General features: G+C 44.3%; 8 protein-coding genes. 4 read left to right on the plus strand and 4 right to left on the minus strand.

Features of this window, described 5'->3' with window-relative positions:
- On the minus strand, window positions 1-1,762 hold a 1,762-nt coding region (locus BA81_RS18185), incomplete at its 3' end, for an isopeptide-forming domain-containing fimbrial protein (RefSeq protein ID WP_034284169.1).
- Window positions 1,763-2,307: 545 nt separating this feature from the next.
- Between BA81_RS18185 and BA81_RS18190 the strand changes: the two genes are divergently transcribed.
- The 3 genes from BA81_RS18190 (at window position 2,308) to BA81_RS18200 (ending at window position 4,287) form a co-directional block, all read left to right on the plus strand.
- Window positions 2,308-2,952, plus strand: a complete 645-nt coding sequence (locus BA81_RS18190; RefSeq protein ID WP_034284193.1) for a YczE/YyaS/YitT family protein — start codon at window positions 2,308-2,310, stop codon at window positions 2,950-2,952.
- Between the two features lie 401 nt (window positions 2,953-3,353).
- Window positions 3,354-3,533: a hypothetical protein gene (locus BA81_RS20000; protein WP_248605682.1), complete on the plus strand. Its 180-nt coding sequence runs from the start codon at window positions 3,354-3,356 to the stop codon at window positions 3,531-3,533.
- A 61-nt stretch (window positions 3,534-3,594) separates the two neighbouring features.
- Complete coding sequence (locus BA81_RS18200) at window positions 3,595-4,287, plus strand: 4'-phosphopantetheinyl transferase family protein (RefSeq protein WP_034284171.1); 693 nt, start codon at window positions 3,595-3,597, stop codon at window positions 4,285-4,287.
- Here BA81_RS18200 and BA81_RS18205 read toward each other — a convergent pair.
- Entirely contained in the window at window positions 4,284-5,621 is a 1,338-nt protein-coding gene (locus BA81_RS18205; protein ID WP_034284174.1) for an aminotransferase-like domain-containing protein, read from the minus strand. The genes BA81_RS18200 and BA81_RS18205 overlap by 4 nt on opposite strands.
- Before the next feature lie 130 nt (window positions 5,622-5,751).
- Here BA81_RS18205 and BA81_RS18210 point away from each other — a divergent pair, with 130 nt between their 5' ends.
- On the plus strand, window positions 5,752-6,666 hold the full coding sequence (locus tag BA81_RS18210; protein WP_034284176.1) for a DMT family transporter: 915 nt from the start codon (window positions 5,752-5,754) through the stop codon (window positions 6,664-6,666).
- A 36-nt stretch (window positions 6,667-6,702) separates the two neighbouring features.
- Here BA81_RS18210 and BA81_RS18215 read toward each other — a convergent pair whose 3' ends face one another.
- Window positions 6,703-7,443 (minus strand): thioesterase II family protein, encoded by a 741-nt coding sequence (locus BA81_RS18215; RefSeq protein ID WP_034284180.1) that lies wholly within the window; start codon window positions 7,441-7,443, stop codon window positions 6,703-6,705.
- A 6-nt stretch (window positions 7,444-7,449) separates the two neighbouring features.
- Window positions 7,450-15,645, minus strand: a complete 8,196-nt coding sequence (locus BA81_RS18220) for a non-ribosomal peptide synthetase (RefSeq protein ID WP_034284183.1) — start codon at window positions 15,643-15,645, stop codon at window positions 7,450-7,452.
- Window positions 15,646-15,648: the final 3 nt, after the last annotated feature.

Below are 15,648 nucleotides of genomic sequence, written 5' to 3' on the forward strand. Positions count from 1 at the left end.
TCTCATCTTTGTTACCTTCTGCTTTTTTCTGTAAAACTGCTGATTTTTCAGAAGTCAGCTTTGGGTTACGCGGATAGATTTCTGTTTTTGTTGTCGGCTCGTCTGGCGGTGTGTTGCCGCTTGTGACATTAGCTGTATTTTGAATATCTTTGCCTGCCTGACCTTTTTCAACTGTGACTTCAAACGTCACGGTATGCCATTTCGCATCTTTCACTTCACCGAACGTCCCAGTGACAGTTCCGTCTGTCATATCCCCGTTGTCATCATCTTTTACATCTGTGACTGGATTTCCATCTACCTGAAGTGAATTTGGTACATATGATAACCCTTGAGGTAACTTGTCAGAAATCACAAGATCTTCAATGACGCTGTCTTCAATCGCATTACGGGCTTGAATGGTATACAGTAATGTGTCGCCTACTTCTGGATGCTTCTCATCTGTGTTACCTTCTGCTTTTTTCTGTAAGACCGCTGATTTTTTTGATTCAAGCTTTGGGTCACGCGGGTAAATTTCTATGTTTGTTGTTGGTTCATCCGGAGGTGCGTTTTCCCCTTTGACATTCGCGGTATTTTGAATATCTTTGCCTGCCTGACCTTTGCCTACCGTCGCTTCAAATGTCACTGTGTGCCAATCGGTATCTTTCACATCACCTATTTGACCTGAAACAGTGCCGTTTGTATAATCACCTTTGTCTTGATCTTTTGCATCTGTTACGCTCGTTCCATCCACCTTAAGAGACCCTGAAACATACGTTAGGCTGCTTGGCAGCTTATCTGATATGATCAGTTTTTTGACAATACCATATTGCACGGTATTTTTTGCTTTAATTGTATAAAGTAACGTGTCGCCTACTTCTGGATGCTTCTCATCTGTGTTGCCCTCTGCTTTTTTCTGTAAAACAACTGATTTTTCCGATTCAAGCTCTGGAGGATATGGATCAAATTCTGGCTTAACCCGCGAAGCTAAATCGTAAGATAATGAATCACCTACAGTGCCCATATATGTTGTACTTAATGTTTTCGCATCAAGTGTAAAAAGAGTGGAATGGCCAATGGAGTCATTTAATCCTGACTGTAATAGCATTTGTCCATTGGGCAAAAAGCTAATCCCCCGAACGCCTCCGTCAATCGTTTTACCATCTGCATTTTTAATCGGAATGACACGAATGACTTCTGCTGTATCAGGGTTCATTTGCGCAATGGCCCCACTGCCATTTGATGCGAACCAAAGATAGCCGTCCTTATCAACGACAAGATCTCCGCCAACGCCAGACCCGATGTCATATCCGACAATTTTTTTAGACGATTTTTGACCCGTAACTAAATCGTATGTTCCAAGGAAATACTCACCATTAGAAGCATAAGAATAGATATATTTATCTTGATACACAACGGCATTAGAAGCACCTTCTGGTAATTGGGTTACGCTCTCTGCTTGCCCTGATGTCGCATTTATTTTATATAGAGTAGGGGTCGTGCTATTTGCAGTTGCATACACAACATTTTCTCGATCACTTACAGCAACACCATTCACTGCACCCATATCGATTCCTTTCACCTCTACACTAGCTTTTACATTTGTTGGATTATTTCCATCGAGCTGCTGAAGAACCAGTGGCCTACTCCCAATAATATAAGAATCCGTGTTATTGACAACAACCGTCCCAGCGGCTTTCGTAACAGCTGGTGAGACCGTTAATAGATTTCCAACGATCAGCACCAATATAAGAAATAATTGACTCGTTCTTTTTAATAAGTTCATTCTTTGACCTCCCCTTTTTCTCGCTTCATATCGTAATGGTATGTACCAGTTCACCTCCCACACTTTGGTAAAGAATATCAGTAACATTTCAAAAGCCTCAACATGACCAAATGACTATTTTCGACAAAAATAGTCATTTAGTAACGTACACTTCTCGATGTTTGATTCACCTATGTTTTTTCCAATAAAATGACCTTTTTTATCGTATACCTTCGCATTTTCCTTTTCCTCCAAACAGGTCTAATGACATGATTTATATACAATCTCTTCTATTTAAAGATAATTATTCTTTAATTGGTGCAGATTATTTTTTTGGGAAAATATATTGAATTATTTTCTTTTTCTCTTAAAATGCGGAAATTAATGGCTTCTTTTGCTAAAAAAAACAATCCGAAAGTCTTGCTGCCTGTTTTGATGTTTTGACCCTTACAATTCGACAAAATTCTTTTTTTGAAGTAAGCGATTACAATTGAGCAAAGCCATTTAAAGGGGAGTGAGAGTATGTTACGATGGAAATCGAGTGTTTAAGAAAGAAGGGAATGCTTTTGAAGCGGGAACATCTTTTACGTTGGTTTTTTTATTTTGTTGGATTGATCGTATTAGCTTTTGGACTATCGCTGACAGTGAAAGGGAAGATCCTTGGGATTGGTCCTTGGGACGCTTTCCACTACGGACTGTTTCAGCATTTTGGACTCACGATTGGACAGTGGTCCATCATTATTGGTGCACTCATTGTGACACTGACTTCTGTTTTTACGAAATCATTTCCAAAGGTCGGCGCATTACTGAACATGGTGCTGATTGGTATGTTTATAGATTTCTTTAATGCGGTATTGCCTGCACCACACGGGTATTTACCCGCTTTATATGTGTTTATTACGGGCGTTGTTGTTTCTGGATATGGCGTTGGCATTTATGTTTCAGCCAATCTTGGCGCTGGGCCACGGGACTCATTAATGCTGCTCATCTCAGCGAAAACGGGGCTGAACGTGCAGTGGGTGCGAAATGGCATTGAGTTAACAGTGCTTTTATTTGCATGGATGCTCGGTGGACCGATTGGCATTGGAACGATTTTGACTGCGATCTTCACAGGTCTTGTCCTTCGTTTCTCCTTGCCGCAATCAACACGGCTCCTGCAGCTGCTCATTACAAAAACAGCAGAAAAACCTGTCCAGACGCTTATCCGATAAGAACAAGCCATTCTACAAAAAGAATGGCTTTTCTTGTGTTAAAATGAATAAACAGAATATTCTATTATTTGGGATGAGACCTCATACAGCTTTTCCACTATCATTAGTGGACACCATTTGTTGAAAAAACCGAGCAGCCGACCTTTCGCATCGTCCAAATGAGAAAGGGACAAATCAATATCACTTTCGGTTATAGTAAAAAAGTCCCTTTTGATCATATTGGCTTTCTTGTCTCAGACAAAGAAAGCTAATATGATGAGCTGCTTTCACAGGCAAAAGAGCTCAACTGGCCGGTCCAAGAAGGAGAACGAAGAACGTTCCTTTCAACACCTCTTCGTTTAAGACTTGAATTACAGCGGTGTACAGATGTCATTGAGACCGGGAACGCTACGCTTCAAGCTATGACAATTGCTGTTCCTGATTTGTCACAGACACCTAAAGTCGATCAGCTGCTAGCACCTTTGCATCAGCCCATTCACTGGCAAAAAGGAGAACGGCTTTCCCTGCTTGACGTGATCATGACGGATGTTGATGGAGTTGATACAACTGATCCGAATGGTGTTCACATCGTAAATCGTTAATGGACCCTTTTGCACGCCGCTCTCCAATGGTACAATCAATGTAAAAAATTAGAGGTTTGTTATGAAGATATTTGCTATCCAATTACAACACTTAGATGAAATCAATGAACGACAACAAATAGATCGTCTGAAACACTTTGTTTCAACTGAAAAGCGTGCTGCCGCTGAACGCTTTCGTTTTTTGATCGACGCAAGAAGGACCTTGTTAGGTGAAGTGCTGGTTCGTCAAACGATCCATGATATGTACGAGCTGCCTATGGACGAGATCGTTTTTGAAACAGAGGGCAATGGCAAACCTGTCGTCCGGCAGCTTCCTTCTTTTCATTTTAATCTTTCTCACTCTGGCGATTGGGTCGTTTGCGCAGTAGATGATGCACCTGTGGGCATTGATATTGAGGAAATCAAGCCTATTGATCTGGCGATTGCCAAACGATTTTTTTCAGCGGATGAGTATCAGGATTTACTCTCACAGCCGGCAGAACGGCAGGAAGCCTATTTCTTTCATCTTTGGTCAATGAAGGAGGCCTTTATCAAGCTGACTGGAAAAGGATTATCCTATGGGCTTTCGTCCTTTACAGCCCGTCTGTCAGAGGATGGACAGGCTGCGTTAACATTACCTGATCATGAAGCGCCTTGCTTTGTTCAAACATACTCACTTGACCCTGCCTACCAAATGGCGGTATGCACACGAAAACCTGCTGCGGCTGAAAGCGTTGAGAGACTCACTTGCAGCGATGTACTGTCCCGCCTTTAATAACGCGTGCTTTGCTGAAATACCGTCTTTAATAGATCGACTCCGCGTGTGATCTGCTCTTCTTTCACCTGCCAAATGTTCAGCTGAAGAATGGGGTCCTTTTGATAGGCCGACAGGTAATAACGGTCAATTGGCTGAATGGAAACAGATGCCTTTTTCAGCTGCTGAATAATCTGGTTCATGGGAATCGACCGGTCGACACGTAAATGTGTATGGGTAGCCGGCTCCTGTTCTCCCAGCTGATAAGCGCTCTGATCATTTTTTAATCTTGCCACGAGCTGCTTGGAGCGGTTTCGATAGGTCGCCCGCATCCTGTCTCTATGCCGCTCAAACATCCCGCTTTTTAAATATATTTCTAAGGCTGCCTGGGACAGCATGGAGCTGTCGATATCAATCAGCCGTTTGTGTTCGCTAAAAGGCCGAATCAGTTCTTCAGGTAAGACGACCGCTCCTGTTCGCAGCCCCGGAAAAATGATTTTAGAAAAGCTTTTCAAATAAATGACCTTTCCAGCCTGATCGTACGAGTAGATCGGGTCTCTTTTTGTGTCGAATTCTAAATCTGCTATATAATCATCCTCAACAATGTAGACATCATATTTCTCAGCAAGGGCTGCAATCGCTCTTTTTTCTCGTTTTGATAAACTCGTTCCAAGCGGGTTTTGAAATCTTGGCATCGTATAGAAAAAACGAATCTCCTCTTCTCGAAAGATATCCTCTAATTCGATAAGATCGATCCCTTTTTCCGTCCGCTGAATTCCGCGCACAGGCAATTGATTTTTCTCTAAATATTGGAGATATAAGTGATAACCCGGCTGTTCGACTAGTATGGTTTGTTTTCCATTCGGAAAAGGAATGGTGCTTAAAATGGATAAAGCGAGCTGAATACCAGAGGTCATGACGATCTGTTCTGGATGAGCAAACACTTGATAATCCATTAATCGCTTTGAAATGACTGGCAGCAGCGATGGTAAGCCGTTGGCTGTGCCGTAAATAAATAAGTCATTTTGATACAAATCGATCGCTTGGTTGATGCAGTGCTGGAAATCGACATATGGAAACACAACGGGATCAGGTGCAGATGAAGCAAAATCAATCCATGTACCGTCCTGCTTGCCTGCTCGCTGCTTCGTTTTCACGACATAATAACCGCTTCTTTCTACAGAATACAGCAGATGTTCACGCTCCAATGTATCCAGCGCCTTGATGACAGTGCTTTTACTCACTGCATATTGAGCCGCTAAGTGGCGAATGGATGGAATTTTCATCCCAGCACTGTACTCACCAGAATCCATTTTTTCTTTTAAGCTCAAGACAAGCTGATCATATTTCCTCACACCTTTTCCTCCTTGTACCGGTACAGATATCATGTTCTCTTATTGTACACGTTAGATGATCCGATTACGATAGAAGAACAGAACCGGTCAATTCATTTGAAGCATGCATGCTCATGTAAGGAGTCACGTTATGAATATGTCAAAACAAAAAGCGTATGCTGCCGCGATCGCATACGCCTCTATCATTGGCTTTTCCTTTTTGTTTGTCAAAATAGCATTAGAATCAGCAAACCCAATCGATTTATTGGCACACCGCTTTACCATTTCTTTTGCAGCCGCTCTATTGCTGTATCCGTTTCTACGAAAAAAGTATCGCATATCCATTCAATGGCGTGATCTCATTTATATCGTACCGTTTTCCTTGCTTTATCCTGTTTTGTTCTTTGCTTTTCAAGTGTGGGGATTGATGTATACATCTTCTTCAGAGGCTGGCATCATTCAAGCGACGATTCCCATTCTGACGATGCTGCTGGCAGCCTGGTTTTTAAAGGAACGTGCGACATGGATACAAGTGCTGTTTACCTTTCTTTCTGTGTGCGGGGTGATGCTTCTCTTTGTCATGAAGGGAATTGATGTCAAGCATTCTCATTTCATCGGCTATGTGCTGATTTTACTTTCAGCCCTGTCCTCCAGTGCATATAGTGTGTTTGCCAGAGTGATTACAAAACGATTCCATGTGATTGAACTCACCTTTGTGATGACCTTCTTTGGCCTTGTCTTTTTCAATACCGCCGCGCTTACCCGGCATTCGATCAATGGGTCATTGCCGGAGTTTTTCAGTCCATTTACAGAAGCATCCTTTGTATGGTCGATGCTCTTTTTAGGTATTCTTTCATCTCTTCTTACCGCATATTTATCAAACTATGCACTCTCGCAGCTAGAAGCGGCAAAGGTCAGCATCTTTAACAATTTATCCGCGTTTATCACGGTCGCCGCCGGGGTTCTCATTTTACACGAAACGATTGATTGGTATCATCTCATCGGAGGGGTGCTGGTCATTGGCGGGGTGATTGGCGGGAATGTGGTGAAGAAACAGCATTCATAAGTAAAAGCGGCCTCATTAAAGAGGGCCGCTTTCTTTTTAATGTCTAATCAATTGCTGCTTGGCTGTAAGCTCAATGACATGTCTCATCTCTTCTGCAAATTGCTCAAGGTGTGTGTTGATATACATGTGGCCTCCATCGAAATTAGTGCGCTCGATGGTTTTTGCCCATTTTAGCCAGCCGCTGGCATCCTGCATGCATTTCTCATCTTGCTTCCCATTGAATAAATAAACAGGTGTGTCGATGATCGATTGATCTGTGTGCTGGAAGGTTTCCAGTGCCCGGTAGTCTGCACGCAAGGACGGTGTAAAGTAATCCATCATTGGTTTGTTCTCTAGTAATTCCTTTGGAATCCCGCCCATTTCGGCAATATGCTGTACAAATGCTTCGTTGGATAAATGCGTCAGCATCTGCCGTTTTGTTTGCGGAGGCTGAATGGCTGAGATCACCACTGCTGCAGGATAAATTCCTTCCTTTTCTAGCAGCTGGGTTAGTCTGTATACCACAAGCCCACCCATTGAATGTCCGAACAGAATAAATGGGCGGTTCAATTTGTTCGTGAGTCCTTCTTTGTACAGCTCTGCCAGCCGGTCAATGCTTGATTCAAGCGGCATGAGATTGGTGCCGTGCCCTGGGGGCTCTGCTGCTGTGATTTCGGCCACGTCTTTTAGCTGTTCAAAGAGCGGACGGTATGAGGCGGAATATCCGCCGGCAAAAGGAAAACAAATAAGCTGAATGAGATCTGATTTTTTTTCAAAGGTTTTCAATAACTGATTCATACGTCTTTACCCCTTTATAATCGTTTGAAGAATCCGTGCCAGTTCATCTGCCTGCGGTCTTTTCATCATGGTGACATGGTCGCCTTTGATGTGGTAATACGAGCACGACTCTTTCGTATAAGCCTCCCAGTCTGCGAACTTCTTCTGGAAATCGCTTGCGTGATCACTGCTTTGGACAATATAAAATGGCACAGGGAATGGTTCTTTTTCTAATTCAATGGCTTGTGACATGATCGTATTATGCGTTTGCATTTGTAAATATTTATCTAAATATTGATCATTCATGAATTGATGAACAACTTCATCCTTTTCTGCCTCTTTGAGAATTTTCTGCTTCACTTCTTGGAAGGTCAATCCTTGTAAAGCTTCTGGCTGAATGCCGACCAGATTCCCCATTCCAAGGACAAGCGCGAGCATTTTCACTTCTTCTTCGTTCATATCGGCATGAAGTGCCTGATCTGCCTCATCTCTTAGCACTGGCACCGTATCTAAAATGATGAGCCCTTTCGGTGCTTTCCCTGCATGGCAGAGCCGCTGATTCATTCCGTAGGCAAGATGCCCGCCCATTGAATGCCCTGCGAGATAGTCAATCCCCGGACGGTAGAACGTCTCAATAGCTTCAATAAAAAGGGTTACAAGCTCCGTGTAATGGAGGAATTGCGGCTCTTCATCCTCATATAGGCCAGGAGACTGCAAGGCATACACAGCACCTTGATGTGTCATGAGCTTAGTAACATCAATATAGCCCATCACCGTTCCACCAGCAGGCGGCGCAAAGAATATTCTCGGTTCGGCTGGATCGCCTTTTTTCAGTTCGATCACGTAGTCCTTCGGAGACCTTTCGACGTTCTCAGCGGCTTCTGGCACTGCGTCCAAATGTGCGGCTAATTGCGCAGGCGCCGGGTGCATGAAAATCCATTTTGGATCAACACGAACACCTTTTTCTTTTAATTTGGCCACAGCCTGAATACTCATAATGGAATCGCCGCCCAGATCAAAGAAGGAATCATGCATACCCACTTGCTTCACACCAAGCACTTCCTTGAAAGCGGCGACAATCCGCTCCTCCGTTTCGGTGACCGGTTTGTCGTCATCATGGGAAAGGGACATTGTTTCTGTTGGCTCTGGCAATGCTTTTTGATCAACCTTTCCGTTCGTTGTCACCGGCATTTCATCCAGTACGACAAAGTAACTTGGAATCATATAGCCTGGCAGGCTTTCCTGCAAAAAGGCTTTCCAGCCCGGGACAGGATTTTCTCCATCTGTCACAAGGTAGGCCGCCAGCCGTTTTGAGCTGCCATACGTTTTGGCGATGACTGTACATTCTTTGACTTGTGGATGCTTGAGCAGGGCTGTCTCAATTTCTCCGCATTCAATTCGGTAGCCTCTAATTTTCACCAGGTGATCTTTTCGGCCGAGATATTCAATGGTGCCATCTGACCGCCATGTACCAAGGTCGCCTGAACGATACAGCTTGTCTCCCTTTAGTTCAGGAAAAGGATTGTCAATAAACCGCTCCTTTGTCTGCTCTGGATCATGAAGGTAGCCTTTAGCAAGGCCGGTTCCGCCGATATAAATTTCTCCTTTGACGCCTGCTGGTACTGGATTGAGCGCTTCGTCTAGTATGACAACAGTTGAGTTCGACACCGGCACACCAATTGGAACCGATTTTGCGCCTGCTGGCACGTGTGTGACTTGATGTGTTGTGGCTAAGGTCGTGTTTTCTGTTGGACCGTAAGCATTGACGAGCACACCTTCCATATGCGGCAATGCTTTTCGTGCATGCTCACTAGACATGGCTTCCCCGCCAACGAGTAATGTGCGGTAGCCTGCCACACTTTTTGGATCGTGCTCCACCAGTCGATTAAATAATGCGGTTGGCAGACAGTTGGCTGTCACTTGATACGTTTTGATGAATTGCGTTAATTCTTCCATATTCAGTGCTGCATATTTTGGGAGCAGAATCAGCTGACCGCCATTCAGCAGCATTCCCCATAATTCAAATGTAAAGGCATCAAAAGCATAGTTTGATAGCTGTAGCATTTTGTCATCTGGACCGAGCTTGATATAGTTTGTTTCTCTCACTAAGCGGATAACTCCTGCATGAGGGAGCATCACGCCTTTTGGTGTACCTGTTGAGCCTGATGTGTAATTGACATAGGCGATCTGGTCTTCACCTATGATGGATGCTTCTCTTTGATACACTGCATTTGTTTCTCGTATTGGCTTGTCCATGATAATCCTTGTACCTGTAAAGCCTACTAGACGATCTGCAAGATGAGACTGGGTGATGATCACATCGCTTTGCGTATCACGAACGATGAGACGGATGCGTGCATCAGGATATTCAGGTGACATCGGAACATATGCAGCACCAGATTTGATGATTCCTAGTACCGACACAATCATGTCAAAGGAGCGATCAAATAGCATCGGTACAAGGGATCCTGGTCCAATTCCTTTTGACTGCAAGTAAGCAGCAAGCTTTGTCGCCTTCTTATCCAAGGCTTCATACGTCATGTGTTCATCCATATAGGACAAGGCAATACGATAAGGATCACGCTTCACCTGTTCTTCAAACAATTCTTGAAGCGTCCGCTTTGGATATGGCGTATCTGTTTGATTTTTTCCTAGAATCATGGCCGCCTGTTCTACTTTGTCCATTAAGCAATAATCAGCAAATGTTCGCTCAGGCTGTGCCGTCATGCCATCTAGCACATGGAGATAATAGTTCATATAACGATGAATGGTCTCTTGATCAAATAAATCCGTATTGTATTCCACATGAATCGACAGCTGCTCTTCCTGTTCAAATATATGAAGGGTGAGATCAAATTTAGATACTGTATGATGGACCATCACATGTTCACTTGTCAGCCCTTTAAGGTTTACATCGAGCGAATCGGTGACATACCCCATAGCCGCCTGAAAAATAGGTGACCGGCTTAAATCTCGATCTAACGAAAGGTCATCGACAAGCTTGTCAAATGGATAATGCTGATGTTCAAAGGCTTTTAACGTCATCTCTTTCACGTTTTCCAAGAGATCAGCGAACGTCTCTGCTGTTGAGACGTCCTGTCTCAGCGCAAGTGTATTCACAAACATCCCAACAAGCTTCTCTGATTGCTTGGCATCCCGGCCCGCGATAGGCGATCCAATGATGATATCCGTCTGTCCGGATAGCTTGTGAAGCAGGACGTAGTACGCGGACAGCATCGTCATGAACAAAGTCGTGCCCTGCTTTTTGGACAAAGCCTGCAAGCGGCGGATAAGCGGTTCATCCAGTACAATTTGCTCTGTAGCACCGTTAAATGTTTGAACCGGCGGACGAGGACGGTCAAACGGCAGCTCCAGCACTGGAAGTTCACCTTGTAACGTATTGAGCCAATAGGTTTGGTCTTCTTGATGATGCTTTAATTGTTCATTTTCCCAATGTACATAATCTGTCCATTCGATTTCTAAGGCTGGGAGCTGCGGCGTTTCATCTGCAAGCAGTGCGTCATATGCCACTTCTAATTCCTGAATGAGCAGGCTGAGTGACCATGCATCTGAAATGATATGATGCTGCGCGCAAAGGAGATAATACTCCTCCTTGCCCATATCTACTATCGTCCACTGCGCAAGAGGCCCTCTTTCTAAATCATAGACACGTTCTGCCTCTTGCTGAATGAGCTGCTTGAGTCTTCTCGCTCTTGTTTTTTCATTAAATAACGAGAAATTTGCCACTGTCACAGATGGCGGAAGGTCTTCACGAATGAGTTGAACCGGCTTGCCGCCAAGTGATTTAAATACTGCCCGAAGTGCTTCATGCCGTTTTGTTAAAAGACCAATCGCTTTTGTTAATGCTTGAATGTGTAATGGTCCTATCAGCTTCCAAGCACCTAATATATTGTAATGATGGCTCTTTTCTAATGTGGATAAGAACCAAATACGCTTCTGGGCATGAGACAGTTCATAGCTTGTTTGCTTTTCAAGCTTTGGAATTTCAGCCTCCTGAACGGCTGGCGCCCCTTTGATGTCATCAACCATTTGCGCCAGATGTGCCAGATGTTTGCTTTCAAATAATATTTTTAAAGGCGCCTTCATTGAAAATTCATGATTGATCCGGGAAATGGTTTGAGTCGCTTTTAGTGAATGTCCGCCAAGGTCGAAGAATTGATCCTCTTTGTACACGCGATCTACATCTAAAATGTCCTGCCATATGGCGGCAAGAACCTGCTCTGTCTTCGTTTCTGGTAATTGCTTTTCAAGACTTTGTCCATTTTTGTGATGATTCAGTTTGAGGGCTTCATGATCAATAAAGCCATCTTGTTTTTTCGGTATTTCCCGTACTTGCTGAATGTCCCATTTGCCTGCTGCGGCGCTCGTGATCTCTTCAACATGCACTTCTTTGCCAGGCTGAACGGTGTAAAAAAGCTTTTTCTCAAAGACTGGTATTGGAGCTGGCTGAAGATACCCGGCGATGTCTCGGTTTGCTCCGTCCAGACCAATAAATAGATGCGCTTCATTGAGCCGGACACCTAAACATAATGAATGGAGACCTTGTTTCTTTCCAATCAATTGAAATCCCTTGCGAACGGTGAGAGCTGCTCCGGTATGCCCCTTAGACAAACCGAGATTATCCCACATACTGAAGTTCAAAGAGATTGCTCGTCTTCCTTCTTGAAAGGTGAGAGCGTGCGCGAGTCCATCTAAAAAGCTGTTGGCCGCAGAGTATGCCCCAAATGTTGTGCCGCCAAAAAAGCCATTGACCGATCCAAAAAAGACAAACGGTACTGTCGGATCATACTTAAAGGCTTCCTGCAGGACCCATGCCCCGTCTGCTTTCCCTGACATTTCTTTTGTGAAATCCTCTTCTGACGTATGAGCCAGTGTATACTTGTCCGCCTGCTGAAAATGCTCAGACACATTACCAGCACCGGCCAAATGCAGCACACCCCGGATCGATTGTCCAAAATGCTTTTCTGCTTGATAAATCGCCTGTTCGACGTCACGTAAGTTGGTCACATCTGCTTGGATATAAATGACGTCACCAACATCTTTTAGCTGTGAGAAGGCTTCTTTCTTTTCCAAGCTATCTTCCAGAGATGTCCGTCCAATCAATACGAGCTTTAAGCCAAATTGGAGCATCTGCTTAGACAGCTCAAACCCAATTCCGCCAAGTCCTCCAGTCAATAAATAAAGACCTTCATATTCTAAAAATCCTTCTGTTTGAGCCGCTTCAATCATATTGACTTTTTCCAGCTTTGGTACGAATCTGTCCCCATTTCGGTAAGAAACCTCTGCTTTTATATGAATCGCAGACAATTCTTCCGCAATATGCTTGGCATCCTGTTCTACATCCTCCGCTTCAATATCAAGATGAGACACCTCTGCTCCTTCCCATTCTTTCGGAATGGTTTTTAGCAGGCCTACAAGCGGCGTTTTCTCCACATGAAGATCGTCTCCAGGCTTCACAAATTGACCGCCTTTTGTCACAACGACAAGACGGATGGGCTCTTTATTTGCTTGTCGCAATGCTTGATACAAGTACAAAATGGATTGACCCGTGCTGGCATGCAGCTCTTTGAACTGCGCAGGATCCACGATGTCTTCTTTGTCTGACACATTCCACAGATGGAGCATGCGCCCGGTCTTTAGTTCATCTGCTTCAAGTGCGGCAACGAGCCTGACGTAATCCCCCTTGATTCTCGGATTTATCTGGTACATCCCTTTGGACAGACGCAAAAATTCATGCCCTTTTCTCACAGAAATATATGGCTGTTTCTTTTGCTCAAATTGTGCGTAAAGCGATTGATAAAGTCCTTTTTCATCCTCGAAAACGAGAACATGGTCAGCAAAAGGCTGAGTTGGACCGATATGCTCCTTAGCCCAAATGCGTTTGAAAAACCAGTCTGGGAGTGTTTGTTCATTTTCAGAAGCAAGATCCAGTGCCTGTTCAATGTCACGGAATGCTCCATCTTTTAGTGCTGCGCCTAACTGGGCACGCTGGATTTTCCCACTCTCCGTTTTTGGAAATTGGTCTTTTTTCACCGGAATGATGTGATCAGGCTCTATTCCGATTTTTCGAATGATGGCCTCTCTCATCTGTTGAATTATCGTGATTTGTTCCTCTATTGAATCCCTTTGTGAGACAAAAAAGACGGCAAGCGTGTCATTGCTTGATTCGGGATTATAAATGCCGTACGCAGCGGCAAAGGTGACTTCAACCCCGTCCACCTCTTCAACAACCGCTTCAATTTCGTAATTCAAATAGTTAGCGCCGTTGATAACAATGATGTCTTTTTCTCGACCTGTCAGAACGAGACGCCCTTCATGAATGAAACCTAAATCCCCTGTGTGAAACCAGCCGTTTTCCGCAAAAACTTCTTGATTGGCTTCTTCATTTTGATAGTAGCCCATCATAATTGTTGGACTCTTCACTTGCAAGCGCCCAACCTGATCTTCTGGCAGCACCTCGTGATGCTCATCTACAATTCGAATCCATACAGAAGGAATCGGCGTGCCGACTTCTGTAAACGTCATCTTGTTCGGATGATCGTGCGTCACATATTCGATCTCACTTGTTAACGAGGTCTGATCAATCGTCAGCTGTCCATCCTGTTCACTGTTCCGCATAAATTTCTTTGACTGAACAATGGCTGAGGATGTTTCTGACATACCGTAAGCAGGTACCATCGCATGACGGCTTAATCCATGCTGCCCCATGATATGCATGAAGCGCTGCGTGACTTTCGGAACAACCGCTTCGGCTGCATTCATGATATAAGTCAGAGTAGACAGGTCCCAGCACCCCTTACGAATGTCGTCCTCATATTCATTCATCATGGCAAAAGCAAAGTTTGGTGCCCATGTTCTTGTGACACCGTAGGTTTCTACCCAATCCAGCCACACCATCGGCCGCTCGATAAATTGATCGATGGATGGACTAATCTGCTGGCAGCCAAGGTAGACGTCATGTACATGAAACATGACAATTCCACCAACATGATCAAGCGGCATCCAGTTAAGCGACACATCCTCATGTGTAAAGCCGTTTACCTGCTCAAAAGCAATAATTCTAGATAAAATGCTTTGATGATGATGACGGATACACTTTGGAACACCCGTACTTCCTGAAGACAGGAGCTGCAGCACAGGCTCATCCGGCTCCGGCTCATAATGCTGTTCATCTGGTTCATACGCCAGCAATGCTTCAATTGTTAAGATAGGCATGATCTTTGCTTCAAATGTCTCGCGCAGCCCAGCAATGTCCTCAGCACTTGCTTCATTCGTAATAATGAAAGGTTCATTTTGCAGCTGAAACACGCCCTTCAGCTTATTCACACCTTGATTCATTTCATCATAAACAGGAGGCACAGAGACCGGGGTCGGAATGATTCCTCCGAGAATACAGCCCCAGAATACCGTGATAAAATCTTGATGATCTTTCAATTGAAGTAACACTTGATCACCGTTTGTCAGTCCTGCTGCCCTTAAACCGCACAGAACCCGTTCAGCGCTTGTTAGTAATTCAGGATAGGTTTGGGTCAACGTACGCCCGTCTTCTTTCATATAGGTCACCCCGCGGTCTGGTGACATAAAGGCTGATCGAATCAGCACCTCTGTCAGTGTGACAGGTGTGCCTGGTTTTTTGATCACATCTCCGCCATACACAAGTGCGGGCGGCTTCTCATGGACAGATGATGGTTTTGTTTCGCTCGCTTCACTTTTCGAAAGCGGTACATTCCCTTGGGTACGCTGTCGATCAGGAAACAGATCATCTAAGTGATAGGGCGTTCGTTTTTCTGGCTGACTTTCAATGAAAGCAGCCGCTTCCTCTACACCATCTATAGCTTTGGTGCGCTCTTCTATCTTTCTTAATTCCTCTTGATCTATGATTTCAATTGAAAGCAGTGCCTCTTTGTCGACTGCTCCACTTTCTGTCTTTGGCAAAGAAGGTAATAAGACGAGAGCGGCTGGCACTTCATGAGGATGAAGCGGACCTTTCATCAGATCCTCTCTTGTCAGCGAAGGGTCCTTCGCCTGTGCAAATAGCACAAGCGATAGACTGCCTTCTTGATTTTTCTTCGGAATGATTGCACATTCCTTAAGCGGAAAATGAAGCATCATGACTTGCTCTAATGCTTTGAGATCCATTCGTTTTCCGTTGATTCTGACGATATGATTTGCTGCATGTCCTTTTCGTCTACTCACTAACATCGT

The organism is Bacillus safensis FO-36b (assembly GCF_000691165.1).
GTDB lineage: Bacteria > Bacillota > Bacilli > Bacillales > Bacillaceae > Bacillus > Bacillus safensis.

Coding starts and splice junctions, on each gene's coding strand:
- BA81_RS20000 (WP_248605682.1), top strand. CDS start 3,354: ATGACAATTGCTGTTCCTGATTTGTCACAGACACCTAAAGTCGATCAG.
- BA81_RS18200 (WP_034284171.1), top strand. CDS start 3,595: ATGAAGATATTTGCTATCCAATTACAACACTTAGATGAAATCAATGAA.
- BA81_RS18210 (WP_034284176.1), top strand. CDS start 5,752: ATGAATATGTCAAAACAAAAAGCGTATGCTGCCGCGATCGCATACGCC.
- BA81_RS18215 (WP_034284180.1), bottom strand. CDS start 7,443: ATGAATCAGTTATTGAAAACCTTTGAAAAAAAATCAGATCTCATTCAG.
- BA81_RS18220 (WP_034284183.1), bottom strand. CDS start 15,645: ATGTTAGTGAGTAGACGAAAAGGACATGCAGCAAATCATATCGTCAGA.